The organism is Nocardiopsis potens DSM 45234, assembly GCF_000341105.1.
Classification (GTDB): Bacteria; Actinomycetota; Actinomycetes; order Streptosporangiales; family Streptosporangiaceae; genus Nocardiopsis_A; species Nocardiopsis_A potens.
In genome coordinates, this window is record NZ_ANBB01000024.1 from 79,308 (window position 1) to 103,366 (window position 24,059).

The following is a 24,059-nucleotide window of genomic DNA, read 5'->3' on the forward strand; positions in this document are numbered from 1 at the left end:
GGGGGTATCAGAGCGCTCTGATACCCCCGCAACGTCAAGATCATCGCCTTGTCGAGGAGGGAGGGCCGCGTGCCCGACACCGAGGAGTACCGGGGCTGGCTGCGCATCGCCCTGGAGGAGGCCCGCGCCGGGCTGGCCGAGGGCGGCGTCCCGATCGGCGCGGCCCTGATCGGCGCCGACGGGTCGGTGCTGGGCCGGGGCCGCAACCGCAGGGTGCAGGACGGCGACCCGTCGGTGCACGGCGAGACCGCGGCGTTCCGCGACGCCGGCCGGCAGCGCTCCTACGCCGGCACCACCATGGTGACCACGCTCGCGCCCTGCTGGTACTGCAGCGGCCTGGTGCGCCAGTTCGGCATCTCCCGGGTGGTCGTCGGCGAGGCCCGGACCTTCTCCGGCGGGCAGGACTGGCTCGCCGAGAACGGCACCGAGGTGGTACTGCTGGACGACCCGGAGTGCGTGGAGCTGATGAGCGGCTTCATCGCCGAGCACCCCGCGGTGTGGAACGAGGACATCGGCGAGGAGCCCGAGGGGAGCTGACCCCCGGCGCGCAGCGGAGAGGGCCCCGGCCCGGTGGAAGCCCACCGGGCCGGGGCCCTCGCTTTTCCGTCCGCGGCCTCCCCGGGGTCCGGGGCGGCGGGCTCAGAGGGTGACGTCGGTCGTCCTGCTCCGGCCGTTGCGCTCGTACTCGACCTCCACGGTGTCGTCCGGCTTCTTGTCGGCGACCAGCTCCTGGAGGGTCTCGCTGTCGGTGACGGTGCGCCCGTCGAAGCGGGTGATCACGTCGCCGGGGCGCAGGCCCGCCTCGTCGGCCGGGCTTCCCGGGGTGACGGCGCCCTCCTCGTCGGCGATCTGCGCGCCGCCGTCCGCGTAGCCGCTGTCCAGCGCGACGCCCAGCGCCGCCTTGGAGGACGATCCGCCGGACTCCCCGGAGCCCGCGGAGCCGCCGTCGATGATCTCGTTCACGACCTCCTCGGCCACGTCTGAGGGGATGGCGAAGCCGAGGCCGATGCTGCCGCTCTGCTCGCCGGGGGCCCCGCCCATCGTGGCGATGGCGGTGTTCACCCCGATGACCCGGCCCTGCTCGTCGACGAGCGGGCCGCCGGAGTTGCCCGGGTTGATCGCGGCGTCGGTCTGCAGCGCCTTGATGTCGGTGCGGGCGCCGTCCTCGCCGAGCGCCACCGAGCGGTCCTTGGCGCTGATGATGCCGGTGGTGACGGTGCCCGCCAGGCCCAGCGGGGCGCCGATGGCGATCACCTGGTCCCCGACGGTGACGTCCTCGGAGGAGCCGAACTGGAGCGGCTCGACGTCGCGCAGCGGGCGGCGGATCTTCAGCACCGCCAGGTCGCTCTCCGGCCGGGTGCCGACGATGTCGGCGGGGCTGGTGCGGCCGTTGCTGTAGGCGACCTCCATCCCCTCCTCCAGGGCGCCCGCGACGTGGAAGTTGGTCACCACGTGGTCGTCGTCGATGATGAAGCCGGAGCCGTTGCCGCCGCGGGAGCGGTCGTCCGGCTGGATCGAGACCACGCTGGGGCTGACCCGCTGGGCGACGCCGGCGATGGTGTCCGGGGCGCGGCTGGGCGCGTCACTGGGGGCGTTGTTGAGCTTGACGCCCTCGCCCTGGGTGCCCCCGTCGGCCGCGGGCGCTCCGACCCTTCCGCCGACGAACCCGCCGACCCCGGCGGCGACCAGTGCGACCAGCACCACCACCAGCAGGACTGACCAGATCGGCATGCCCCGGCGCGGGGGCCGGGGGGCGGCGGGCGCCTCCCCGCCGGGCGGCGGCGGGGGCGGGCCGGGGGGCACCGCACCGGGAGGCACCGCGCCGGGGGGCGGCCCCGGCGGCTGCATCGCCCCGCCCGCCGGAGCGGGGCCGGGGCCGGCCGGCTCCGCGCCGGGCGGGACCTGCCCGCCGGGGCCGAAGGGTCCGGGGCGGTGGGCCGGCTGCTGACCGGTGCCCGGGCCGTACGGGCCCGCCGGGTTCGGCCGCGACGGGCCTTCGGGGGGCGGGGTGCCGGTCTCGTCCGTCATGAAAGTCGTCTCCGTCTGTCGCTGCCTCCTCCCGATTGTGGAGGAGATCGCGTAAACCGTCGGTTAGTGGGCGCCACCGACCGCGTCCACCCGAGTGAACACTATGCCGCCAATGCGCGGTATACCCCATCGAGGACGATGCCGGGCATCGCGCGTCCGGGGCCGGTCAGATTCCGAACCAGTCGCCGAACCGGGCGAAGCCCCGGTCCACCCGGTCCCAGAAGCCGACCTCGTCCGGTCCGGGCAGCGAGGCGGCCGCCGCGGCGACCGCGTCCGCCGGGGCGTCGGCGAGCATCGTGTACACGTACTCCTCCGACTCCCACATCCGGCGCTGCTGACCGGCCCCGCCCATGTAGACGGTTCCGCCGCCGCCTTCGACCGCGCGCATGCCCTGTCCGGTTCCGCCCGATCCGGGACCGAGCCGGCCGCGCTCGACGAAGACCGAGATGACCGAGAGGCCGTCGGAGTAGCTGAGGTGCACCACCGGCCCGGAGGGCTTGCGCTTGGTCCGCGCGTCCATCAGCCGGTAGTTCCAGGAGAGCCGGTCCGGCGCGGTCCAGCCGTCGGCGCGCAGCTCCCGGAGCTCGCCCTGGTCCAGCCGGTCGCCCCACGGGTCGGGGGAGCGCCCGTCCCCGGCCGCGCCGGCGGCCGCGTCCACCACCCGGAACTCGGTGAACTCGGAGAAGTGCACCACCCGGCCGAGCGGGTCCAGGGTCATCCGGCGCAGCGGCAGCCCGGTCTCGCCGTCGATCCAGAACCGGCCGGCCGCGCCGCCGTCGGCGCGCAGCGCCTCGACCAGCTCCGCCGGGCGGCCGGAGACCTCGCCGGCCCCGGCCCGGACCACCCGGTAGTTCTCCTCCAGGGCGTCCAGGACGCGGGCGCCGGGGTCGGGCCACTCCGAGGAGGCGGCGGGGCGGAGCCGCATCCCGCCCGCGCCGCCCGGCTCGTGGAACCGGGTGCCCGTCTCCGCGCTGTGCTCGACCTCGACGACCCGGTGCTCGGTGCCGGCCGGGCCGGTGGAGCTGATCGCCTGCACCCCCTGGTAGGAGACCTTCCGGGAGGCGTCCGCGGCCCGGCGGAGCAGGTCCATGCCGTCGTCGGCGCCGCCCGCCGGGCCCTGCCCGCTGCCCGGACCAGACGAGGCGGTCAGGGTCAGCGCGAGCAGCAGCGCGCAGCAGAGGGCGAGCAGGGCCGTAGAGCCGTCGTACCGGGAGCGATCGCCCCCGCAGGGCCATGGAGCTCCGTCGCGCCCGGTCACCACGCCCGCGGGGTGCCGTCGCCCCCGGACGTCCCGGGGACGTGTGCGACGGGCCCGACCGGGGTGCCGGGGGCGCTCCGCGCCCCCTCCGCGCCGTCCTCGGAGGCGGGCAGGGCGGCCTGCCCCGCGGTCAGCGCGTGCTCCACCGCGTAGTCCTCCAGGGAGGGGCGGACCACCGGGGCCTGCTCGGCGTCGCCGCCGGCCACGAAGGCGGTGCCCAGGGTCAGCGCGAGCGCGGACACTCCTGCCACCGCATAGCGGGTGCGGTGCCAGCCGGGCCGCAGCACCGACGGGGCCTGCAGCGGGCGCCGGGGCCGCCGGGCCGGCGGCTGGGCGGCCGCGGGGCCCGGGGCGGGGCCGGCGGGCGGCGGGCCGCCCAGCGGCCGACTCGACCCCAGCGGCGGCGGTCCTCCGAACAGGCCGCCGCTACCGGGGCCGGGTGGTTCCGACGAGCGGTCGGGCGGGCCGGCGCCCAGCGCGGACAGCCTGCCGAGGAAGTCGCTCGACGGGTCCGGGGCGTCCAGCCCGTGCAGCCGGCGCTTGAGCCGGCGGAGCATGTCGGCCTCGAAGCGGCACGAGTCGCATGAGGCCAGATGGATCAGCGCCCGGTCCCGCTCGGCGGGCCCCAGCTCACCGTCGACCAGGGCGGAAATCCGCTCGCCCAGGTGCTCCATGCTCATTCCACCTCCCGGGTCCATACCTGTGCCTCGGCGCCGGCCGTGTCCTTCCCGGCCAGCCTGCGCCGGTGCTCCAGCGCCTTGCGGAGCTGGGCCCGGCCGCGGTGGATCCGGCTGCGCACGGTGCCGAGCTTGACCCCGAGCGTCGCCGCGATCTCCTCGTAGGACAGCCCCTCGATGTCGCAGAGCACCACCGGGGCGCGGAACTCGGCGGGCAGCGCGTCCAGCGCGGCCTGCACGTCGGCGTCGAAGTGGCGGTCGTCGTAGGACTGCGCGGGCGAGGGCTCGCGGCCCTGCAGCCGCTCCGCGGCGTTGTCCGCCAGGCCCTCGAACCGGATGCGGGCCTTGCGCCGCGCCATGTCGAGGAAGAGGTTGGTGGTGATCCGGTGCAGCCACCCCTCGAACGTCCCGGGGGTGTAAGAGGAGAGCGAGCGGAACACCCTGATGAAGACCTCCTGGGTGAGGTCCTCGGCGTCGTGCTTGTTCCCGGTGAGGCGGAAGGCGAGGCGGTACACCCGAGCGGAGTGGTTCTGCACCACTTCCTCCCAGCTCGGAGGCTGCCACTGCTCGAAGTCGACGGCAGCGTCGGGGTCGGCCACCGTTGCTCCTTTCGGTTCGTACCGCGCATCCGGCCGTTCCCGGACACCGCCGGGCGCGGGGATCGCGCCGGCGGGGGCCGTCACCGGTTCCGGGGAGGGCTCGGCGCCCACCGGTTCTTCGGCCTTGTCGGTCCTTCCTCCGGTGCAACGCCGGGCGCCGCCGATTAAGTTCCTTCCGGCCGCCCGTTCTTTTCCACTCCGCTCCCCGGTTTTTTTCGCCGTTCCGCGTGCCGACCTGCGTCGGACGTGGTAGCGGGGGGCTGTTGGGCTAATCTTTCGGTGACGCACGGGCCCGGACGTGACCGCACGCCTACTTTGCGCAACGGCGTCCCCAGAGGCCCGCCAGCTCCGTTCCACGTGTGGGAGGCCGTCATCATCGGCAGAAACGAAACCCTGGCGCACCTGGAGCACTACGCGGACGACGATCCCGCGCTGGCCTGGGTCCGCGACGCCGCCGGGGCCGATCCGGGCGCGCAGCCGGTGAGCGCGGCCTGCGGCGCCGCGCTGCGCTTCCTGGCCGCGGCGATCGGCGCGCGGGCCGCGGTGGAGGTCGGCACGGGGTACGGGGGGTCCGGGATCTGGCTGCTCCGCGGCATGCGCCCGGACTCCATCCTGACCACGGTCGACATCGACCCGGTCTGCCAGGAGACCGCGCGCGACGCCTACCGCGAGGCCGGGTTCTCGGCCAACCGCACCCGGCTCATCCGGGGCCTGGCGATGGAGGTCCTGCCCCGGCTCACCGACGGCGCCTACGACCTGGTCTTCGCCGACGCGGCGAAGAGCGAGTACCCCGCCTACCTCGCCGAGGCGCTGCGGCTGCTGCGGCCGGGCGGGGTGGTGGTCTTCCACGACGCGCTGGAGTCCGGCCCGGCCGGCGACGGCCCGCTCAGCGCGACCGACGCCGGGACCGCCGCCGTCCGCGAGGTGGGCCGCGCCGTCCGGGAGGACGACTCGCTGGTCCCGCTGCTGCTCCCGATCGGCGCGGGCCTCCTCGCGGCGATCCGCGAGGAGGCCCGTCCGTCCTGAGCCGGCCGGCCGGTCAGGCCAGCCAGCGGAGCAGCGTTCGGGTGGCGAACGCGGTGCCGCCCTTGGTGAGCACGCCCTGCTCGCTCATCGACCGGCCGGGGCCGGCGATGTCCAGGTGGGCCCAGGGCAGCCCGCCGGTGAACTCGCGCAGGAACAGCGCCGCCTCGGTCGCCCCGACGTGGCCGTAGTCGCTCTTGGTGGCGATGTTGGCCAGGTCGGCCACCGGCGACTCCAGGGCGTCGCGGTACTCCTCGGTGAGGGGCATCCGCCACAGCGGCTCGCCGGCCCGCTCGCCGGCCGAGCGCAGCGCCTCGGCCAGCCCGTCGTCGGTGGCGAACAGCGCGCCGATCCCGGTGCCCAGGGCGACCTTGGCCGCCCCGGTGAGCGTCGCGACGTCCACCAGCTGGTCCGGGGCCAGCTCGGCGACGGCGTAGTCCAGGGCGTCGGCCATCACCAGCCGGCCCTCCGCGTCGGTGTTGAGCACCTCCACGGTGCGCCCGCCGTAGGTGGTGAGCACGTCCCCGGGGCGCTGCGCCGACCCGGAGACGGAGTTCTCCGCCACCGCGATGAGCCCGGTGACCCGGGTCCGGGACCCCAGCTCGGCCAGGGCCGACAGCACGCCCAGGACCACCGCCGAACCGCTCATGTCGGTCTTCATGAGCTTCATGTTGTCGTTCGGCTTGAGCGACAGCCCCCCGGTGTCGAAGGTGATGCCCTTGCCCACCAGCACGACGTGCCGGTCCGCGTTCTCCGGGGTGTAGGAGAGCCGGACCATCCGGGGCGGCCGGGCCGACCCCTGGCCGACCGCGAGGATCGCGCCGAACCCGCCGCGCTCCAGATCCGCCTCGTCCCAGACCTCGACCTCCAGCCCGGCGCCGGCGGCGATCTCCCGGGCGCGCTGCGCGAGCCACTCCGGGTCCTTCTCCGCCGACGGGGTGTTGATCAGGTCGCGGGCCAGCGCGGTGGCGCGGGCCAGCGCCGTCCCCCGGCGCACCGCCTCCACCGGCTTGTCGCCGTCCCCGCAGACCAGCTCGATGCCGCCCACCGGGGCGGGCCCCTTGTCGGCGGTGGCGAGGCTGAACCGGTAGGAGGCGAGCAGCGCCCCCTCGGTGAACGCGGTGACGGACTCCGCACCGTCCCCCGGGAAGGGAAGCCGGGCGATGCCGGTGGCCGCCTTGGTCCGCCCCTTGGCGAGGCGGGCCAGCGCCGCGCCGGCGGTTCTCAGGTCGGCGGGGTCACCGGACCCGGTGCCGAGCAGGGCCACCCGGACCAGCCCGCGGCCGAGGTCCGCGGCGAACTGCGCGGTCTCGCCGGGCTTCCCGGTCAGCTCATAGTGCGCGACCAGCTCGGCGAGGGGTGCCGGCAGCCGCGCGTCCAGGTCCCCGGCCGCCGCGGTGACCGCCTCGGGCCCCGCGTCCGTCGCCCGGACGGGGATCGCCACCAGGTCGGCGTCGGTGTCCGCGAGGGATCCCGGAACCGGCCGGATCTCCGTTTCGAAAGGCACGCTCGATCGCTCGCAATCTAGGGGGACGTGGTGTACCGCGCCCGCGGCGCTGCCGCGGCGGGCGGGGTCTCGGTCACCGGTGCGGAGTTCAGCCGACGACTCCGTCCAGGGCGTCCTTGAGCTCCTTGGCCTCGTCCGGCGTCAGCTCGACGACGAGGCGCCCGCCGCCCTCCAGCGGGACCCGCATGATGATGCCGCGGCCCTCCTTGGTGACCTCCATCGGACCATCACCGGTCCTCGGCTTCATCGCCGCCATGCCATTTCCCCTTTCATAGGAAACATCGCTGTGGACCACCGCGGGATCCGCGAGCCGGTCCGCGACGGCGGACCGGGCCGGGGGCTCCGGGCCCTCGTCCAAGCGACTCTTAGGGTCGGGATCCCCGTTCCGTCATTATCTCGGGTTTACGACCGGAATGGGAACGATCGGACAGCCCCGGGCCCGCCGGCCCCAAGGAATCCGAACAGTAAGGTTATAGCCGCAGCGCCGGAACAGGGGTGCCGGCGCCGTCCACCCGAGCCGATCGAGGAGTCCTCCGTGGCCGACAGCGACAGCACCGAGAGCGCCGCCGAATCCGTCTCCTACGACCTCTCCGAGGGGGTCGCCACCATCACCCTGGAGCGGCCCGACGCGATGAACTCGCTGACCAGAGCGGCCAAGGAGGAGCTGCTCGCCGCGATCGAGCGGGCCAAGGGCGACCGCGCGGCCCGCGCCGTGGTGCTCACCGGGCGCGGCCGCGCCTTCTGCGCCGGACAGGACCTGCGCGAGCACGGCGAGAACCTGAGCGAGGGGCGCGGGCTGGACGGCACGGTCCGCGAGCACTACAACCCGATCGTGCTCGGCCTGGCGAACATGCCCAAGCCGGTGATCGCCTCGGTCAACGGGGTGGCGGCCGGCGCCGGGGCGTCCCTGGCCTTCGCCTGCGACCTGCGGATCGCCTCGGAGAAGGCGTCGTTCTCGATGGCCTTCGCCAACGTCGGGCTCGGCTCGGACTCCGGCGCCTCCTGGACGCTGCCCCGGCTGGTCGGCCAGGCCCGCGCCGCGGAGATGCTGATGCTGGCCGAGCCGGTCAAGGCCGACCGGGCCCTGGAGATCGGCCTGGTCAACAAGGTGGTGCCGGCCGACGAGCTGGCCGGGGCCACCCGCGAGCTGGCGCTGCGGCTGGCCTCGGGCCCCACCGTGGCCTACGCGGCGATCAAGGCCGAGCTGGCGTTCGGCCAGGCGCTCGACCTGTCCCGGGCACTGGACATGGAGGCCTCCCTGCAGGAGCAGTGCGCCGAGACCGTCGACCACAAGAACGCCACGCTGGCCTTCCTGGAGAAGCAGAAGCCCGTCTTCGAGGGCCGGTAGCGGCGCCTGCGGGCTCCGGTCCCGCCCTCCGCGCGAGGTCCTGCGGCGCTCCCGCCGCCCCGGCCGGCGGCGGTCTCAGCGCTGCGGGGGCGGTGGGGAGGGGCGGGCCCTCCGGTGCCCGCCGCCTTCTCCCGGACGCGGCCGCGAGGCCGGTGGGGGCGGGCCGCCGCCCCGGGCGGGAGCGCCCCGGGGCGGGGCGGCGCAGGGCGCCGTCAGCGCAGGGTGCCGGTGGAGACCATCTCGGTGCCGTCGTGCGACAGCGCCTCCCAGCGGGCCTCCAGGGTGCCCTCGGCGGCGCCCGGGGACAGCCGCAGCACGGAGGAGTCCACGCACCGGTCGTCCGGGTCGTAGGTCTCGACGTAGTCGAAGACGAAGCCGTCCCCGGTCCGCTCGGACAGGGTGAGGCTGCCCCGGCAGTTGAGCGTGTACCACTCGGAGCTGCCGCGCTCCTCGCCGGACTCCAGCCGGACCTCGGCCCCCCAGTCGGTGACGTGCGCGCCGGACTCGTCCTGCTGGCTCATGTCGCCCCGCCAGGACCCGGCGAAGGAGTCGGAGACGCCGGCCCCCGCGGCCTCCTCCTCGCCGGGGCCGGAGGCCAGGCCCCAGTAGGCGGCCGCGCCGGCGCCGCCCAGCAGCACGGCGGCGGCCGCGGCGATCGCGATCACCCTGCCCCGGCGGCGGCGCGCCGCGCTGTGCCGGGTGGAGCGGGGCGGGGCCCACAGCGACATCTGCCGCACCGGGGAGGCGGGGGGCGGCCCCTCCTCGGCGCCGCCCTCCGGCCGGCGGGTGGGAGCCTCGCTCACCGGGCGTCCTCGGCCGGGGGCCGGCTGGCGGCTCGTTTCAGGAACATCGCACTCACTCATCCTCACGTGCGAACGGCGTGCTCGGGCACCGGCACGGGCGGTCGCCCATCCGGTACAGCGTCAGAGGATATGGCACGGCGCGAGCGGGCGGCCGCCGGTCCGGCGGAGCGCGCCCCGGCGGGGGTCAGCCCCTGCTCCCCCGGCGGAAGCAGTCCGCGAGGTGGTCGTCGACGATACCGGTGGCCTGCATCGCGGCGTAGGCGGTGGTGGGGCCGACGAAGCGGAACCCGCGGGCCTTGAGCGCCTTGGCCAGGGCGGCGCTCTCCGGTGTGGCGGCCGCCACGTCCGCGTCGGTCCGGGGGGCGGGGCGCTCCGGTCCGGCGGCGTGCCCGCGCACGAACGCGGCCAGGCCCTCCTGGAGTTCCAGGGCCGCGCGCGCGTTGCCGATCACCGCTTCGATCTTGGCCCGGCTGCGGATCAGCCGGGCGTCGCCGAGCATCCGCTCCACCTCCGCATCGCCGTAGCCGGCGACGGTCCGCGGGTCGAAGCCGGCGAACGCCTCGCGCAGCGCCTCCCGCTTGCGCAGCACGGTGAGCCAGGAGAGGCCGGCCTGGAAGGCCTCCAGCGAGATCCGCTCGAACATGTCCCGGTCGGTGCGGACCGGCAGCCCCCACTCGGTGTCGTGGTAGGCCATCAGGTCCGGGGTGCCCAGCGCCCAGGTGCAGCGGCGCCGGCCGTCGGGGCCCTGGGGCGCGGTGGAGGCGCCGGTCATCGGGGAGTCCTCTCCTGGGGCGGTACGGGGGGCGGAGCGGGTCAGGGGCGGGTCAGCCGGCCGAGCCGGGGCGGCCCCGCTCGGCCTCTCCGCCGTCGCCGTTCCGGCCCGTCCCGAGCGGCTGCCCGCCCGGGGGCGTCCGCGGGTAGAGCACCCGCGGCCCGGTGGAGGCCGGGACCTCGGCGAGCCGCCGCTCCAGTTCGGCGATGTGCTCGTCGCGCTCGTTCAGCGCCGCCGAGGCCCTGCGCAGCACCTCGTCGACGCCGCGGACATGGTAGCCCCACAGCGCCAGCGGCAGGGTGAGGCGTCCGATGTCCGCGGACGTCAGGCCGCGCCCCTCCGGCAGGTCGAGCGGCGGCCGGTCGGCCTCGAAGCGCGCCAGCCGGCCCCCTTTGCCCATGACCGCGTAGGCGACCCCGCACAGCACGGCCGCCGCGGCCACCGCGATGAGGAACAGGATGGTTGGATTCACGGTCCCGATCGTGCCATACCGCGGCGGCCCGGTGCCCGGGAGCCGGTCGCCCCGCGGCCGTGGCAGACTCGGTGCGATGGAGACGCACGACGCCGGCCTCGGCTGCGAGGTCCTGGAGCCCGGGGCCGCCGCCCCCGCGGGCGCGGTCGACGCGGGGCACCGCCCGTCGGCCGCGCGGGTGCGCGCGCTGGCCGCGGGCCCGCTGCCGGTCCTGGTCCGCTGCGAGGCCGAGGACGAGGCGGAGAGCACCGCCCTGGTGGCGCTCTACGCCTGGCTGGGCGCGCGGCTGTTCACCACCGGCCACCCCCGGTCGGCCCGCCAGGCGCTGGACATGGTGGCCTCGGTGGCCGGGGGCCGGCCGCCCGCCGCGGTCCGCCGCGGGCTGGCCTGACCCCTCCGGGCTACTCCCCGTCGCCCTCGCGGGCCAGCGCCTCGGCGGCGGCCCGCTCCTCCTTCTCCCGGACCATGTTCTGGCTGGCCTTGTCGATGACCGCGACCGCCTCGGCCGGGTCGTCGGTGAGGTGGATCAGGTCCGGGTCCTCCGGCGAGATGACGCCCTCGTCCAGCAGCCGGCCGCGGATCCAGTCGACCAGCCCGCCCCAGAACTCGGTGCCCAGCAGCACCACCGGGAAGCGGGTCACCTTGCGGGTCTGCACCAGCGTGATGGCCTCGAAGAGCTCGTCCAGGGTGCCGAAACCGCCCGGGAGCACCACGAACGCCTGGGAGTACTTCACGAACATCGTCTTGCGGACGAAGAAGTACCGGAAGGTGACGCCGGTGTCCACGAACTCGTTGAGCGACTGCTCGAAGGGGAGCTCGATGCCCAGTCCGATGGAGGTCCCGCCGGCCTCGGCGGCGCCCTTGTTGGCCGCCTCCATCAGGCCGGGGCCGCCCCCGGTGATCACCGTGTACCCGGCCCGCGCCAGCAGCGAGCCGACTTCGGTGCCCAGGTCGTAGTAGGGGGTGTCGGGTTTGATCCGGGCCGAGCCGAACACGCTGACCGCCCGGCCCAGCTCGGAGAGGAGCCCGAAGCCCTCGACGAACTCCGACTGGATGCGCAGCACCCGCCACGGGTCGGTGTGCACCCAGTCGGTGGGACCGCGCCGGTCGAGCAGGCGCTGGTCGGTGGTGGTCTGCGGGATCGCGTCGCCCCGGTAGGTCAACGGCCCCGCCCGTCGGATCTTGTCGGCGTCGGTCATGGGCCCAAACTATCCGGTCCGGCCCTCTCGGGCGGGGCCGGTTCCGGCAACTATCCGCGGCCGTTCGCCGAACCGCCCGCGCCCGTCAGCCAGTCGGTCATCCGCCGCTCGGCCTGGTCGACCAGGGCCAGGTCCACCCATTCGCCGCGGGTGTGCGCCAGGGTGGGCTCGCCGGGGCCGTAGTTGACCGCGGGCACGCCCAGCTCGGACATGCGCGCCACGTCGGTCCAGCCGAGCTTGGCCCGGGCCTCGCCGGCGCCGACCGCGGCGACGAACTCGGCGGCGGCCGGGTCGTCCAGCCCGGGGCGGGCCGGCGGGGCCGCGTCGGTGACCCGCACGTCGAAGCCGGCGAACACCTCGCGCAGGTGCTCCTCGGCGTCCTTGACCGAGCGGTCCGGGGCGAACCGGTAGTTCACCGTGACCGTGCACTCGTCCGGGACGACGTTGCCGGCCACCCCGCCGGAGATGAAGACCGCGTTGAGCCCCTCGTGGTAGCGGAGGCCGTCCACCTCGGGCTCGCGCGGGGTGTAGCCGCGGAGCACGTCCAGGATCCGCCCGGCGCCGTGGATGGCGTTCTCGCCCATCCAGGAGCGGGCGCTGTGCGCGCGCTCGCCGCGCGCGATCACCTCGACCCGCATGGTCCCCTGGCAGCCGCCCTCGATCACGCCGCCGGTGGGCTCCAGCAGCACCGCGAAGTCGCCGGTGAGCCACTCGGGGTGGTCCCGGGAGAGGCGGCGCAGCCCGTTCCGCTCGGCGTCGACCTCCTCGCAGTCGTAGAAGACGAAGGTGAGGTCGTGCACCGGCTCGGTGAGGGCGGCGGCCAGCCGCAGCTGCACCGCGACGCCGCTCTTCATGTCGGAGGAGCCGCACCCGTAGAGCCGGTCGCCCTCGCGCCGGGAGGGGACGTTGTCCACGATCGGCACGGTGTCGATGTGCCCGGCCAGCACGACGCGCTTGGCGCGGCCGAGGTCGGTCCGGGCGACCACGGCGTCGCCGTCCCGGTCCACCCGCAGGTGGCCCAGCCCGGACAGGGAGCGTTCGATCATGTCGGCCAGCGCGCGCTCTCCGCCGCTGACCGACTCGGTGTCGACGAGTCGCGCGGTGAGGGTGCGGACGTCTGCTGTGAGGTCGAGCATCTGAGGGCTTTCCGGGTCGGCACTCATGGCGTGGCCCGGGGGCGGGGCCGCCCCCGGGCCGTCACGGCTGCGCCGGCGTCAGGCGTTGACGCCGTGCTCGCGGAGCAGGTCGTTGAGGGCCAGCTTGTCGTGCTCCTGGCCCTCCTCCAGGCGCTTGAGGACGAGCAGCACCGGCATCCCGAAGTCGCCGCCGGGGAAGCTCTTCACCTTGTTCGCGGTGACGCACACCGACCAGGCCGGGGCCTCGCCGCGGGGCAGCTCCTCGCCGGTCTGCGCGTCGTAGACCCGGGTCGAGGCGGTGAGGATGGTGCCCGCGCCGAGCTTGGCGCCGCGGCGCACCCGGGCGCCCTCGACGACCATGCTGCGCGAGCCGAGGAACGCGTCGTCCTCGATGATCACCGGGGAGGCCTGCGGCGGCTCCAGCACGCCGCCGACGCCGACGCCGCCGGAGAGGTGGACGTTCTCGCCCACCTGGGCGCAGGAGCCGACGGTGGCCCAGGTGTCGACCATGGTGCCGGAGCCGACCCAGGCGCCGAAGTTGGTGAAGGACGGCATCAGCACGACGCCGGGGGCCAGGTAGGCGCCCCAGCGGGCGATGGCGCCGGGAACGACGCGGACGCCGTCGAAGCGGGTCTTGAGCGGGATCCGGTCGTGGTGGTGGAAGTCACCGACCTTGGACTCCTCCATGCCGAGCACGCGGAAGCTCAGCAGGATGGAGCGCTTGGCGCGCTCGTCGACGACCACCTGGTCCGTGTCCGGGTCGACGAAGGCGACCCGGGCCTTGCCGGCGTCCAGTTCGTCGACGGCGCCGACGATGGTGTCGCGGGCCGCGGTGTCGTCAGGGGTCAGCTCGGAACGGCGCTCCCAGAGATCGTCGATCTCGGCGGGCAGCGGGCTGGTGAACGAGGTGGTCATGGCCTGTGAGCCTACTGGTTCCGGGCTGGTCCGACCAACCGGGGGCGCCGCGCGTCCACCTCGGCCCGGTACGCTCCTGCGGCGCGGGGAGTCCGGCCCGCCCCGGTCGGGCACGCCTTACCATTCGGGGTGAGCGACCCCCGGCTCGCAAGACGTGAGAGATCCCCGGCCCCGATCGACTCCGGGGGCCGGTCCCTGTCCGACGGGGTCTTCCGCCGTGCGGCCCTGCGCCGCCGGGCGGGCCCCCTGAATCCCTACGGTCTGCCTGTGCACGATAACCCGCGCCGACAGAGGCGAGAACGGCGGAAGAGGAAGTCCTCCGCCTTCATCAAGATCCTGGTGGCACTGACGCTCGTCTGCGGTGCCCTGGTCGCCGTGGGCGTCTACGTGATCCGCTCGATCGGACCGGTGGACATCGACCCGCCGGTCGCCGCGGGCTGCGCGGTCTCCGGCGAGGGGCGCGACGACGTCCTCGAGCCCGAGCAGGCCGCCAGCGCCGCGACCGTGTCCGGTGTCGCGTTCGCCCGGGACCTGCCCGAGGAGGCGGTGGTCATCGCCTTCGCCACGGTCTGGCAGGAGACCAAGTTCTTCAACATCGACTACGGCGACCTCGACTCCGTGGGCCTGTTCCAGCAGCGCCCCTCCCAGGAATGGGGCGAGCCGGAGCAGATCATGGACCCGGTCTACGCCAGCGGGAAGTTCTACGAGCACCTGGAGAAGGTGGACGGCTACACCGAGATGCCGGTCTACGAGGCGGCCCAGGCGGTGCAGCGGAGCGCCGACGGGTTCGCCTACGACCAGCACGAGAAGCGCTCCCGGGAGATGGCCGCGGCGTTCACCGGCTCCTCCGGGGGCGCGCTGACCTGCTGGCCGGCCCGGCCGGCCGGCGGGGAGGGGTCCCCCTCCCCCTCGGCCCGCCCGGCGGCCGAACCGGACGACGTCCGGGCCGCCCTGGAGGAGATGGAGCGGGTCTTCGGCGCCTCGCCGGAGGCCGTGCCCGCCTCCGGCGAGCAGCCGCGCACCGGCGACCTGGGCTGGGCGATGGCGCTGTGGGCGGTGGCCCACTCCGAGGAGTACGGGCTGAGCTCGGTCACCTACCAGGACCAGCGGTGGACCGCGCAGAACGGCGAGGAGGGGTGGGGCACCGTCCCGGACGCCGCCCCCGACGGCGAGGTGGTCCTGGGCTGACCCGCCCGGAAGGGCCCCGGCCGGCCCTCCCTGAGGATCTGTGCGTTGCGGCCCTGTCAGAGCGCTCTGACAGGGCCGCAACGCCGAGATCGTCGCCCGGTCGACGGTCTCGGGGCCGCCCCGGCCGAGGGCGCCCCGGGAACGGGATCGCGCAGAGCCGGCGGGCCCGTGCCGCCCCTTCCCCGGCACGGGCCCGCCCGCTGCCCGGGTGCGGCGGCGCCGCGCCCCGGGCGGGGGTCAGCCGAGCACCTCGACCAGGCGGTCGGTGACGATGGGCACGCTGTAGTAGTCCAGGCGGAACGCCTCCGCCCCGAGGGTGAAGGCGCGGTCCTCCTCGAAGGCGGGCGTCTTGGCCAGGTTCGGCGCGGTCTCGGTGTACTCCTCGACCTCCTCGCCCAGCGTGTTGACGAAGAGCAGCGAGGCGTCCCCGAAGGCCGAGGCGTTCTCCGAGGAGACCGAGAGGGTGTCCGAGCGCCCCTCCCTGCGGGTGGCCTCGCCTTCGGCGAACTCGTGCTGGGGCACGCCCAGGTCGCCGAGGAGGCGCCCCTGAGGGGACTCGGGGGTGAACACGTTGAACCCGTCCGGCGTCCCGGTGAGGGCGACGACCTCCTGGTCCCCGCCGATCTTCTCGGCCGCCTCCGCGGTGAGGTCGGCGTACTCGCCGGCGATCTCCTCCGCCCGGTCCTCGGCTCCGAACGCCCCGGCCATCTGCTCGGTCAGCTCCGGCCAGGGGATGTCGGACTCGCCGTAGACCACGGTGGGGGCGATCTCGGAGAGCTTCCGGTAGGTCGACTCGTCCACGGCGTCCGCGCCGAACCCGTTGCCGACGATGACGTCCGGCTCCGCCGCGGCGACGGCCTCCAGGTCGGCCTCGGGGCCGGGGAGCGGCTCCACGCCCCGCTCGTCGGCGGTCTCCGCCCACTGGGCGAAGAAGCCCTTGTCGTCGGTGAGCGCGGAGGGGCTGGTGGTGCCGGCGGCGACCACCGGCACGTCCAGGCTGAGCAGGACCGGGGTGGAGGTGACGCTGACCGCCACCACACGCTCCGGGTCCGCGGGGAGCTCGCTCTCACCGTAGATGTGCTCGACGGTGCGGGTCCCGCCCTCGGCGGCGGGGGCCTCCGCGGTCCCGGACGAGCAGCCGGCGCCGAGCAGCGCGAACGCCGCGGCGGCCAGGGGGATGATAGGTGAGGCGAACTTTTCTTTCTTCATTGCAAGCATTTTTAGGTATGCCTATCCTCATGTCAATGTCCGAGACTGTGAACGCACCCACGCCGATGACGGTTCCGCCCAAGTTCAAGCCCGCGGTGGTCTTCCCGCGCGGCACCGCGCCGGTGGTCCGGGCCGCCGAGCTGGCCGCCGCCCGGGGCCCCGCCGCGGTCGAGGAGTTCTGGCGCGCCGCGGAGCGCACCGGCACCCCGGTGGTCGAGGAGACCGGCTCCCCCGGCGAGCGCACCGCCACCTTCCTGTGGCGCGGCGGGGACGGGCTCTCCGATGTGATCCTCGTCGCGGACCGCAGCGCCGACGCCCGCTCCTTCGAGCGGAACCGGATGGAGCGCGTCCCCGGGAGCGACATCTGGCACCTCACCTACCGGATGCGCTCCGACTGGCGCTGCTCGTACGCGGTGGCGCCGGTCCCGGCCGACGGGAGCCCGCCGCCGCCCGGCCCCGCGAACGAGATGTCCCGCGTCCGCCGGGCCCGCGCGCTCGCCGCCGCCGACCCGGCCGACGCTCCGGCCATCGCCCGCTGGTTCGACGCCCTGGCGCACGCCCGCCCCGACCCGCTGGCCCGGGAGCGGCTGGACGGCGCCTGGTCGGTGGCCTCGCTGCCGGACGCCCCCGCCGAGCTCTGGCGCACCGCCCCCGGCGGCGCACCGCAGGGCAGGGTGGACCGGCACCGGCTGGCGAGCGGGGCGCTCGGCAACACCCGCACCGTCCGGGTGTACACGCCCGCGGCGGAGCCGCCGGAGGGCGGGTGGCCGGTCGCGGTGCTGCTGGACGGCGAGGAGTGGTGGTCGCTGCCGCTGGCCCCGCTGCTGGACCGGCTCATCGCCGCGGGGACCCTGCCGCCGATGCTGGTCGCGATGGTGCCCTCGCTCGGCTTCGCCGTCCGGACCCGCGAGCTGGCCTGCCACGACCCGTTCGTGGAATTCCTCACCGGATCGGTGCTGCCGCTGCTCCGCGCCGGGCACGGCGGCTGCGCCGACCCGCGCCGCACCCTGGTGGCCGGGCAGAGCCTGGGCGGGCTCACCGCGCTCTACACCGCGCACCGGGCCCCGGAGCACGTCGGCCGGGCGCTCTCCCAGTCCGGCTCCTACTGGTGGCCCAACCCGGGCGGCACCGGCGGCGAGACCGAGCGGATGGCCCGGCTGCTCGCCGAGGCGCCGTCCCCGCCCGACCGGGTCCACCTCAGCGTCGGCCTGAACGAGCCGGTCCTGGTCGGCCCCAACCGGCGGCTGCGCGACGTGCTCCGCGAGCGCGGCGCGGACCTGCACTACACCGAGTTCAACGGCGGCCACGACCGGGCCTGCTGGCGGGCCGGCCTGCCGGACGCCCTGGCCGCCCTCACCTCCGACTGGCCCGCCGCCCGCCGCTGACCCCGCCCGTCCCCTTTTCCGCGATGATCTTGGCGTTGCGGCCGCCTCGGCACCGGTCGAGACGGCGACAGCGCCGAGATCACCGCGGCCCCGTCCGCCGAGAGAGCAGGAGGATCGCCATCACCGACCCCGACCCCGAGAGCGCGGCCCCGGGAGCCGACGGCCGCCGGCCGTCGGCGCGCGACGCCGGGGAGGCCCTGCTGCGCGTGGCCCACCGGGTGGAGTCCCTGCTGGGCGAGCTGGCCGCCGAGCACGGCCTGACCGCCCTGGAGGCGCGCGCCCTGCGCGCGCTGCTGGACGGCCCCTCGCAGGGCGGCCTCGCCCTGCAGCTGGGCCGCGCCCCCTCCGGGGTGTCCGTGCTCACCCGCAGGCTGGAGGAGCGCGGCCTGGTCTCCCGGGTCCCCTCCCGGAGCGACAAGCGGGTGCGCACGGCCCGCCCCACCGAGCAGGGCATGCGGGTGATCCACGCGATCGGCGCCGGCCTGACCGAGCGCTCCCCGCTGTCCACCCGGCTCACCGACGCCGAGATCGCCGCCCTGTACCGGCTGCTGGACGCCCTCGACCGGGAACCGCCGGACTGACCCCGGCCTCGGCCCGGAGGGCGCCGGGGCCCCGGGCCGTCGGCCCTGCGGCCCTGCGGCCCGGTGGAGCGGCCCATCGGGCGGCGCGGCGTCCGGGCCCGACGCGCCCTTGACAGCGCTGCGGCCCGCCGCGCCGGACCGGGAGGTCGGCGGGGCGGGCCGGGAGCGGAGCGGCCGGGGCCGGATCAGGGCGCGGAGAGCGCGTCCAGGCGCTCGACCGCGGCGGCCACCGCGTCGTCGGTGGCGGTGAAGGCGACCCGGACGTGCCGGGAGCCGCGCGGGCCGTAGAAGTCGCCGGGGGCGGCCAGGATGCCGTGCTCGGCGAGGAGGCCGACCGCGCTCCACGCGTCGTGGTCGGGGTGCGAGGCCCACAGGTACAGGCCGGCCTCGGAGTGGTCGACGGCCCACCCGGCCCGCTCCAGGGCGGCGCGCAGCGGGCCGCGGCGGGCCGCGTAGCGGGCCTTCTGCTCCTCGGCGTGCGCGTCGTCGTCGAGCGCGGCGGCCATCGCGGCCTGGACCGGGGCCGGCACGATCATCCCGGCGTGCTTGCGCACCGCGAGCAGCTCGCCGACCAGCTCGGGGTCGCCGGCCACGAAGGCCGCCCGGTAGCCGGCCAGGTTCGAGCGCTTGGACAGCGAGTGCACCGCGAGCAGGCCCTCGTGCGAGCCGCCGGAGACCTCCGGGTCCAGGATCGAGACCGGGGGCTCGCCCTCCCAGCCCAGGTCCAGGTAGCACTCGTCGGAGGCGACGACCGTGCCGCGCTCGCGCGCCCACTCCACGACCTTGCGCAGGTGGTCGCGGCCGAGCACCCGGCCGGTCGGGTTGGCCGGGGAGTTGACCCAGATCAGCCCGGGCCGCGCGGGGCCGATCGCGGTCAGCGAGTCGGCGGCCAGCGGCGCGGCGCCGGCCAGCCGGGCGCCCGCGTCGTAGGTGGGGTAGGCCAGCTCGGGGTGGACGACGGTGTCGCCCTCGCCCAGCCCGAGGAGGGTGGGCAGCCAGGCCACCAGCTCCTTGGAGCCGATGGTGGGCAGCACGTGAGCGGGATCGATCCGCACGCCGTGCCGGCGCTCCAGCCACCCCGCGACGGAGGCGCGCAGCGCCGGGGTGCCGTGGGTGAGCGGGTAGCCGGGGGCGTCGGCGGCCTCGGCCAGCGCCTCGCGGATGCTCTTCGCGACCGGGTCGACCGGTGTGCCGACGGACAGGTCGGCGATGCCCTCCGGATGCGCCGCCGCGGTCCGCTTGTACTCGGCCAGGCGGTCCCACGGAAAGACCGGAAGCCGGTCCGCCAAGCGCCGTCGTTCACCCATCGGTTCTCAACCCCACCGTTCCCGTCCGCCCCCTGCGGACGCTCTCAACCGCGCCGGCCCCGCCGGCCCGTACTCCCCTTCGCCTCCGGCGCGCACCGGTGGCCGCCCCGCGGCCCCTCCCGGGCGCGGGCGCGGCCGCCGGCGCGGCGCGCGCTCCTACCCCTCGGCCTGCGGGGGCAGCTTCGCGATCAGCGGGTGGTCGGTCTCGTACTTGCCGACCTTGGAGGCGCCGCCGGGCGAGCCGATCTCGTCGAAGAACTCGACGTTGGCCTTGTAGTACTCGGACCACTGCTCCGGCAGGTCGTCCTCGTAGTAGATCGCCTCCACAGGGCACACCGGCTCGCAGGCGCCGCAGTCGACGCACTCGTCCGGGTGGATGTAGAGCATGCGCTCGCCCTCGTAGATGCAGTCGACGGGGCACTCCTCGATGCAGGCCTTGTCGAGCACATCGACGCACGGCTGCGCGATGACGTAGGTCACGTCGTTACTCCTCTTCGGTCTTCGCCACGTTGACCGCGTGCAACTGTGTTCGCTGTCGTAGCCTGGGCGACGCCGGGGACCCGGCACGCGGACTCGCCGGGCTTTCGTCAGACGATTCGCAGCTTCCAGTATTGCGCTCGCAGCGCTTTTCCACGCAATCGGGGGTGGACCGAGTGGCCCAAGCCGCCAAATTCTTCAACGAAGTGACCCCTGATGACCTGGGACGCCGTGCCACGCTGCGGCTACGGCTGCCCGACGGCCGCTTCCGGGATATCGTCGGTGTACTCGAATGGTGGCGCGGGGGCGTGATCGGGGTGCGCAGGCGCGACGGGGAGCTGGTCGAGGTCGCCGCGGCGGACGTGGTCGCCGGCCGGCTGGTGCCGCAGCACCCGCCGAAGCGCCGCGGGTCCGGCGGGGCCTGAGCGCTCCGCCGCCGGGCTCCGCCATCGAGAACTGCAGACGACCAGGCCGCCCGGCGGCGCGAAACGCCCGGCTCGGCCGGCACGGGGAGGTGTCGAACCCACGCCATGCAGGAGACCGTCGCGTCCGCCCTCGCCCAGCTCGCCCGGCTGGACCCCCGGGCGGCCCGCCTGGCCGAGAACGCCCTGGCCTCCATCACCGGGGGCAGCAGCCTGCAGGACCTGACCCAGCGCGCCGTCCAGGAGTTCTGCTGGTACGTGCTGCCGGTCCGGTTCGGCGGCGAGACCGGGGAGCGGATGCTCACCGCCCGCTCCCTGGGCCGCCTCTTCTCCCTGCTGGACCTGGACCGCTACGCCGCGATCTGCTCGTCGGCCACCACCCGCGCGGTGCTGGACGCCCACTCCGGCGGGTACGACGGCGGCCTGGCCGCCTACCACCGGGCGATGCGCGCCTCCGGGGTGGAGCCCCCGGACCTGCCCGAGCTGACCTGGGGCGCCTCGCTGGGCAGCGCCGAGATCGAAGCGAACCGGGCGGTGTCGGCCGCGCTGGAGCTGGCGATCGCCGCGGGCGACGTGCGGCCGGGCACCCGCGGCTGGAGGCCGGAGCAGGAGCGCTTCACCCACGCGTTCCTGACCCAGCCCGACGCGCAGGGGCGCAGCCGCCTGGACCGGATCCGCGAGGAGCGCGCCCGCGGCTGGCTGGGCTCCCCCTCGCACCCGCACCGCCAGCGGCTCTGGCCGCTGCTCGGCCGGCTGATCGGCGGCGCCGAGGCGCCGCAGGACGCCGCGGAGGCCCTCGCCCCGGTGCGCCGCCTGCTCGACTTCGCCGACGAGGGCATCGGGCTCACCCAGATCGGCTACATCTCCCCCAGCGTGGTGCGCGAGCTGTGCGCCGAGTTCGACTGGGACACCTCGCCCTCGCCGCCGCGCAGTGAGACCGACGCCATGCAGCTCATCGTGTTGAACAAGCTGCTGCGCGGGATGCGCGCGGTGCGCCGCTCCGGCCGCCGCCTGGTGCTCACCCGCCGCGGCCGGCACCTGCGCGCCGACGACCGCGCGCTGTGGCGGGCGGTCGCCGAGAACCTGCTGGACGCCGACGGGTTCACCCAGGCCTCCGCGGAGACCCTGCTCGGGCTGCTCCTGCTGCGCACGCCGCGCGCCACCGGCAGCCACGCGCGCGCCGAGGCCGTCGGCATCGGCGCGGAGGCGCGGAAGGTGCTGGCCGACGCCGGCTGGGGGGACGGCGGCGGACCGCCCGAGGCGGGCCGGTTCCAGTCCGCGCTGCTCCACCTCACCTGGCTGATGGAGACGCTGGGCTTCGCCCGCAGCGGGGACCTGGTGGCCGAGGAGGGCTGCCCGGACCTCTCCCGCTCCGGCCAGGCCTTCGCGCTGACCGCGCTGCACCTCTCCGCGACCGCGCCGCCGGCCTCGCTCTGACCCCTCCCCGCCGGGTCCCGGCGTCGGCCGGGACGGCGGCGGCGGTGAGACCGACGTCCTGCGGCGCCGCGGCGCGCCCCGGTGAGCGGGGGTCTCCGGATGGCCGTAGCCTTGTGGTCACCGGCCAGGGCGCGACCCCCGACGCCCTTCGACGCCGCGCAGGCGACACGTCCCGGCGCCGTCCGCCGCACATGACGCACGACCTTGAGACCCGTGGGAGAAGCATGTCCACGCCCGATCCGGCCGGCACGGATCCCGAAGAGAGCACAGGCGGCACCGCGTCCGCCGTCGCCGCAGACGAGCCTGCCCCGGACACCCCGGAGAGCGGGCCGGCCGATGCCCCGGAGGCGCCCTCCGGGACGTCCGGGGCCGGGCGGGACGCCTCCGCCGAACGCCCCGAGGGCGGCGCGGAGGAGACCGGGGACCCCGAGCCCGCGAAGGACCGCGACGGCGACCTCGACGGCGACGGCGATGCCGACCGCGATCCGGCCGGCCCGGCGGAGGGGCCCGCGAACGGCGCCGTCGACGAGGAGGAGGCCGGGAAGGTCCCGGCCGCCGGCGGCGAGGGCGACGGCCGCTCCGGCGGGGCGGGGGCCTCCGGTTCCGCGCTGGACTTCGTGCCCAGCCCGGTCTTCCTGCTGGTGCTCGCCGTCACCGGCATCGCCGGCTGGTTCAGCTGGAACCGGACCGAGCTGGAGCTCGGCTGGAACGACGGCGGCAGCGTGTACGCGCCGTTCGTGTTCATCATCGGCGGCTGGATCGCCTCGGTGGCGGTGCACGAGTTCGCGCACGCCCTGGTCGCCTACCTCTCCGGCGACCGGGGGCTGCGCGGCAGCGGCTACCTGCGGCTCAACCCGTTCGCCTACCGGGAGCGCAGAGTCACCGCCTCGGGCGAGCGCGGCGGCGGCGTCTTCACCGGCCTGGTGCTGCCGCTGCTGTTCGTGCTCATCGGCGGCCTGGGCATCACCGGCCCGGCCTCCTACACCGACCGGGAGGCGGTCGGCGGCCGGGGGCGGCGGATGCTCGCCCCGCTCGCCGGGATCGTCGCCAGCCTGGTGCTGGCCGTGCTGCTCGCGGCCGCGGTGACGGTGCTGCTGCCGGCCGGCTCGGTGACCGACAACTGGTTCATCGGCGGGCTGATGTTCCTGTGCTTCCTCAACCTGACCGCCGCCCTGGTCAACCTGCTGCCCATCCCCGGCCTGGACGGCTACGGGATCCTGGTGCCGCTGCTGGAGGCGGCGACGGCGAGCCCGCGCCGGTTCGAGGGGATGGAGCGGGTCGCCCGCGGCTTCGGCCTGTTCGGCGTCATCGCGGTCTTCGGCGTGCTCTGGCTGCCCGAGGTCCAGATGGTCTACCTGAACGAGATCACCGGGCTGTTCCAGGCGATCGGCATGCCGCAGATGGACGTCCTCTACGGTGACGTGCTGATGCGCTTCTGGGCCTCCTGACCGGCCCCTGTGCACCGGCCCCCGCGGCTCCGCCGCGGGGGCCGCGCCGTGCCCGGGGCCGCCGTGCCCAGGGTCAGCGGGCGGCCGCGCGGGTAGTGGAGAGCAGCCCGAACATGACCGCGCCGACCCCGCCGAGCAGGTAGAGGTAGTTCACCCCGGCGGCGCTGAAGACGACGTCGCCGTTGGCGCCGACCCCCACCAGCACCATCTGGGCGAGGACCCAGCCGATGGTGCAGAGCAGCGGCCCCAGCGGCCCGCCGGTGGCCCGGTGGACGCCCCGCACCGCGGCGTAGAGCGCGGCCAGCACGACCGCCAGCGTGATCAGCGCGAGCGCCTGGCCGACCAGGCCGGTCATCCAGAGCCAGCCGAGCCAGCCGGCGTACACCCCGCCGACGACGCCGGTGCCCAGCGCCGCCAGGAAGAGCAGGGTGTAGGCGGCGATGCCGACGGCCAGCCGCGCGGGCCCGGCACCGGACGGGCCGGCCGAGGGACCGGTCGAGGTGGAGGAAGCAGACACAGGGGAAGCCTACCGACCCCGTGCCCCGAGCCATGCCGATGATCTCGACGCTGCGGCCTTGTCAGAGCGGGTGGTTTCCAGTGTCCGCTGCAACACCGCGCACCAGAGGACAGGAGGAGCCCGACCGGCCGATCGGTCGGGCGCGGCGCCCCACGGAGCGAAGGTCAAGGCGGGCGGCGACGGCGCAAGTAGGGGCGCGGTCGGGCGCTCCAGCCGGGTGCGGCGTCTCGCGGGGTGCAGGTCCAAGCAGGCAGCGAAGGCAGCGGTGGGGACCGGCCGGTCGGTCCAGCGCGGCACCCCGCAGAGCGAAGGTCAAGACGAGCGGCGACGGCGAAAGTAGGAACGGGGCGG

Annotated in this window: 26 protein-coding genes; 10 read left to right on the top strand and 16 right to left on the bottom strand. The window is 75.4% G+C overall.

Annotation, left to right across the window (positions count from 1 at the left end; all coding sequences use genetic code 11):
- Positions 1–69: 69 nt before the first annotated feature.
- The gene (locus tag D459_RS0109575; protein WP_017592781.1) at positions 70–537 is read left to right on the top strand and encodes a nucleoside deaminase; all 468 of its coding nucleotides are present in this window, start codon (positions 70–72) and stop codon (positions 535–537) included.
- 102 nt (positions 538–639) lie between these two features.
- Here the strand turns inward: D459_RS0109575 and D459_RS31185 are convergent, their stop codons facing one another.
- From D459_RS31185 to sigE, 4 genes are all read right to left on the bottom strand, one after another.
- The gene (locus tag D459_RS31185) at positions 640–1,731 is read right to left on the bottom strand and encodes a S1C family serine protease (RefSeq protein WP_040709668.1); all 1,092 of its coding nucleotides are present in this window, start codon (positions 1,729–1,731) and stop codon (positions 640–642) included.
- A gap of 463 nt (positions 1,732–2,194) precedes the next feature.
- Complete coding sequence (locus D459_RS31190) at positions 2,195–3,289, bottom strand: sigma-E factor regulatory protein RseB domain-containing protein (RefSeq protein WP_152522933.1); 1,095 nt, start codon at positions 3,287–3,289, stop codon at positions 2,195–2,197.
- On the bottom strand, positions 3,283–3,960 hold the full coding sequence (locus tag D459_RS0109590; RefSeq protein WP_020380105.1) for a zf-HC2 domain-containing protein: 678 nt from the start codon (positions 3,958–3,960) through the stop codon (positions 3,283–3,285). The genes D459_RS31190 and D459_RS0109590 overlap by 7 nt, the downstream gene beginning before the upstream one ends.
- 2 nt (positions 3,961–3,962) lie before the next feature.
- Positions 3,963–4,562, bottom strand: a complete 600-nt coding sequence (gene sigE, locus D459_RS0109595; RefSeq protein ID WP_017592785.1) for an RNA polymerase sigma factor SigE — start codon at positions 4,560–4,562, stop codon at positions 3,963–3,965.
- 357 nt (positions 4,563–4,919) lie between these two features.
- Between sigE and D459_RS0109600 the strand changes: the two genes are divergently transcribed.
- Entirely contained in the window at positions 4,920–5,588 is a 669-nt protein-coding gene (locus D459_RS0109600) for an O-methyltransferase (protein WP_017592786.1), read from the top strand.
- 13 nt (positions 5,589–5,601) lie between these two features.
- Here D459_RS0109600 and D459_RS0109605 read toward each other — a convergent pair whose 3' ends face one another.
- Together D459_RS0109605 and D459_RS34205 are read right to left on the bottom strand one after the other, a co-directional pair.
- Complete coding sequence (locus D459_RS0109605) at positions 5,602–7,092, bottom strand: leucyl aminopeptidase (RefSeq protein WP_017592787.1); 1,491 nt, start codon at positions 7,090–7,092, stop codon at positions 5,602–5,604.
- Between the two features lie 88 nt (positions 7,093–7,180).
- Positions 7,181–7,348 (bottom strand): DUF3117 domain-containing protein, encoded by a 168-nt coding sequence (locus tag D459_RS34205; protein ID WP_081620500.1) that lies wholly within the window; start codon positions 7,346–7,348, stop codon positions 7,181–7,183.
- Positions 7,349–7,627: 279 nt separating this feature from the next.
- Here D459_RS34205 and D459_RS0109615 point away from each other — a divergent pair, with 279 nt between their 5' ends.
- The gene (locus D459_RS0109615; RefSeq protein WP_017592789.1) at positions 7,628–8,440 is read left to right on the top strand and encodes an enoyl-CoA hydratase-related protein; all 813 of its coding nucleotides are present in this window, start codon (positions 7,628–7,630) and stop codon (positions 8,438–8,440) included.
- 212 nt (positions 8,441–8,652) lie between these two features.
- On the opposite strand, the gene D459_RS0109620 is transcribed toward D459_RS0109615, so the two are convergent.
- From D459_RS0109620 to D459_RS31195, 3 genes are all read right to left on the bottom strand, one after another.
- Positions 8,653–9,243: a hypothetical protein gene (locus tag D459_RS0109620; RefSeq protein ID WP_017592790.1), complete on the bottom strand. Its 591-nt coding sequence runs from the start codon at positions 9,241–9,243 to the stop codon at positions 8,653–8,655.
- Between the two features lie 184 nt (positions 9,244–9,427).
- Positions 9,428–10,015 carry a DNA-3-methyladenine glycosylase I gene (locus tag D459_RS0109625; RefSeq protein WP_017592791.1) on the bottom strand — a complete coding sequence of 196 codons (588 nt, stop codon included), beginning with the start codon at positions 10,013–10,015 and terminating at the stop codon, positions 9,428–9,430.
- Between the two features lie 52 nt (positions 10,016–10,067).
- A complete protein-coding gene (locus D459_RS31195) occupies positions 10,068–10,487 on the bottom strand; it encodes a hypothetical protein (protein WP_017592792.1) in 420 nt (139 codons plus the stop codon).
- A gap of 76 nt (positions 10,488–10,563) precedes the next feature.
- Here D459_RS31195 and D459_RS0109635 point away from each other — a divergent pair, with 76 nt between their 5' ends.
- On the top strand, positions 10,564–10,878 hold the full coding sequence (locus D459_RS0109635) for a hypothetical protein (RefSeq protein ID WP_017592793.1): 315 nt from the start codon (positions 10,564–10,566) through the stop codon (positions 10,876–10,878).
- Between the two features lie 10 nt (positions 10,879–10,888).
- Here the strand turns inward: D459_RS0109635 and D459_RS0109640 are convergent, their stop codons facing one another.
- The 3 genes from D459_RS0109640 to D459_RS0109650 all read right to left on the bottom strand — a co-directional run bounded on the left by D459_RS0109640 (position 10,889) and on the right by D459_RS0109650 (position 13,737).
- Complete coding sequence (locus D459_RS0109640) at positions 10,889–11,686, bottom strand: LOG family protein (protein ID WP_017592794.1); 798 nt, start codon at positions 11,684–11,686, stop codon at positions 10,889–10,891.
- A 50-nt stretch (positions 11,687–11,736) separates the two neighbouring features.
- Positions 11,737–12,822, bottom strand: a complete 1,086-nt coding sequence (gene dapE / locus D459_RS0109645; RefSeq protein ID WP_017592795.1) for a succinyl-diaminopimelate desuccinylase — start codon at positions 12,820–12,822, stop codon at positions 11,737–11,739.
- 78 nt (positions 12,823–12,900) lie between these two features.
- A complete protein-coding gene (locus D459_RS0109650; protein ID WP_017592796.1) occupies positions 12,901–13,737 on the bottom strand; it encodes a 2,3,4,5-tetrahydropyridine-2,6-dicarboxylate N-succinyltransferase in 837 nt (278 codons plus the stop codon).
- Between the two features lie 267 nt (positions 13,738–14,004).
- On the opposite strand from D459_RS0109650, the gene D459_RS0109655 reads away from it, so the two are divergent.
- Entirely contained in the window at positions 14,005–14,925 is a 921-nt protein-coding gene (locus tag D459_RS0109655) for a hypothetical protein (protein ID WP_026120230.1), read from the top strand.
- A 237-nt stretch (positions 14,926–15,162) separates the two neighbouring features.
- Here the strand turns inward: D459_RS0109655 and fepB are convergent, their stop codons facing one another.
- Positions 15,163–16,134, bottom strand: coding sequence for a Fe2+-enterobactin ABC transporter substrate-binding protein (gene fepB, locus D459_RS0109660; protein WP_017592798.1), 972 nt, complete (start codon positions 16,132–16,134; stop codon positions 15,163–15,165).
- Between the two features lie 35 nt (positions 16,135–16,169).
- On the opposite strand from fepB, the gene fes reads away from it, so the two are divergent.
- Together fes and D459_RS31200 are read left to right on the top strand one after the other, a co-directional pair.
- Positions 16,170–17,519: an enterochelin esterase gene (gene fes, locus D459_RS0109665; protein ID WP_026120231.1), complete on the top strand. Its 1,350-nt coding sequence runs from the start codon at positions 16,170–16,172 to the stop codon at positions 17,517–17,519.
- A 206-nt stretch (positions 17,520–17,725) separates the two neighbouring features.
- Positions 17,726–18,100, top strand: a complete 375-nt coding sequence (locus D459_RS31200; protein ID WP_017592800.1) for a MarR family winged helix-turn-helix transcriptional regulator — start codon at positions 17,726–17,728, stop codon at positions 18,098–18,100.
- 185 nt (positions 18,101–18,285) lie between these two features.
- Here the strand turns inward: D459_RS31200 and dapC are convergent, their stop codons facing one another.
- The gene (gene dapC, locus D459_RS0109675) at positions 18,286–19,407 is read right to left on the bottom strand and encodes a succinyldiaminopimelate transaminase (RefSeq protein ID WP_026120233.1); all 1,122 of its coding nucleotides are present in this window, start codon (positions 19,405–19,407) and stop codon (positions 18,286–18,288) included.
- A gap of 156 nt (positions 19,408–19,563) precedes the next feature.
- Positions 19,564–19,887, bottom strand: coding sequence for a ferredoxin (fdxA, locus tag D459_RS0109680; protein ID WP_017592802.1), 324 nt, complete (start codon positions 19,885–19,887; stop codon positions 19,564–19,566).
- A 203-nt stretch (positions 19,888–20,090) separates the two neighbouring features.
- Between fdxA and D459_RS0109685 the strand changes: the two genes are divergently transcribed.
- From D459_RS0109685 to D459_RS0109695, 3 genes are all read left to right on the top strand, one after another.
- On the top strand, positions 20,091–20,309 hold the full coding sequence (locus tag D459_RS0109685) for a putative acetyltransferase (RefSeq protein WP_241484985.1): 219 nt from the start codon (positions 20,091–20,093) through the stop codon (positions 20,307–20,309).
- 105 nt (positions 20,310–20,414) lie between these two features.
- Positions 20,415–21,743 (top strand): hypothetical protein, encoded by a 1,329-nt coding sequence (locus D459_RS0109690; protein ID WP_017592804.1) that lies wholly within the window; start codon positions 20,415–20,417, stop codon positions 21,741–21,743.
- A 224-nt stretch (positions 21,744–21,967) separates the two neighbouring features.
- Complete coding sequence (locus tag D459_RS0109695; RefSeq protein ID WP_017592805.1) at positions 21,968–23,191, top strand: site-2 protease family protein; 1,224 nt, start codon at positions 21,968–21,970, stop codon at positions 23,189–23,191.
- A gap of 73 nt (positions 23,192–23,264) precedes the next feature.
- Here the strand turns inward: D459_RS0109695 and D459_RS31205 are convergent, their stop codons facing one another.
- Positions 23,265–23,708 (bottom strand): hypothetical protein, encoded by a 444-nt coding sequence (locus D459_RS31205; protein ID WP_017592806.1) that lies wholly within the window; start codon positions 23,706–23,708, stop codon positions 23,265–23,267.
- Positions 23,709–24,059 lie beyond the last annotated feature (351 nt).

Bases quoted from the DNA above. Each gene is read 5' to 3' on its own strand.
- D459_RS0109640 (WP_017592794.1), bottom strand. From the start codon at position 11,686: ATGACCGACGCCGACAAGATCCGACGGGCGGGGCCGTTGACCTACCGG.
- D459_RS0109625 (WP_017592791.1), bottom strand. From the start codon at position 10,015: ATGACCGGCGCCTCCACCGCGCCCCAGGGCCCCGACGGCCGGCGCCGC.
- fes (WP_026120231.1), top strand. From the start codon at position 16,170: ATGTCCGAGACTGTGAACGCACCCACGCCGATGACGGTTCCGCCCAAG.
- D459_RS0109690 (WP_017592804.1), top strand. From the start codon at position 20,415: ATGCAGGAGACCGTCGCGTCCGCCCTCGCCCAGCTCGCCCGGCTGGAC.
- D459_RS31185 (WP_040709668.1), bottom strand. From the start codon at position 1,731: ATGCCGATCTGGTCAGTCCTGCTGGTGGTGGTGCTGGTCGCACTGGTC.
- fepB (WP_017592798.1), bottom strand. From the start codon at position 16,134: ATGAAGAAAGAAAAGTTCGCCTCACCTATCATCCCCCTGGCCGCCGCG.
- dapC (WP_026120233.1), bottom strand. From the start codon at position 19,407: ATGGGTGAACGACGGCGCTTGGCGGACCGGCTTCCGGTCTTTCCGTGG.
- D459_RS0109695 (WP_017592805.1), top strand. From the start codon at position 21,968: ATGTCCACGCCCGATCCGGCCGGCACGGATCCCGAAGAGAGCACAGGC.
- dapE (WP_017592795.1), bottom strand. From the start codon at position 12,822: ATGCTCGACCTCACAGCAGACGTCCGCACCCTCACCGCGCGACTCGTC.
- D459_RS0109590 (WP_020380105.1), bottom strand. From the start codon at position 3,960: ATGGAGCACCTGGGCGAGCGGATTTCCGCCCTGGTCGACGGTGAGCTG.
- D459_RS34205 (WP_081620500.1), bottom strand. From the start codon at position 7,348: ATGGCGGCGATGAAGCCGAGGACCGGTGATGGTCCGATGGAGGTCACC.
- D459_RS0109635 (WP_017592793.1), top strand. From the start codon at position 10,564: ATGGAGACGCACGACGCCGGCCTCGGCTGCGAGGTCCTGGAGCCCGGG.
- D459_RS0109650 (WP_017592796.1), bottom strand. From the start codon at position 13,737: ATGACCACCTCGTTCACCAGCCCGCTGCCCGCCGAGATCGACGATCTC.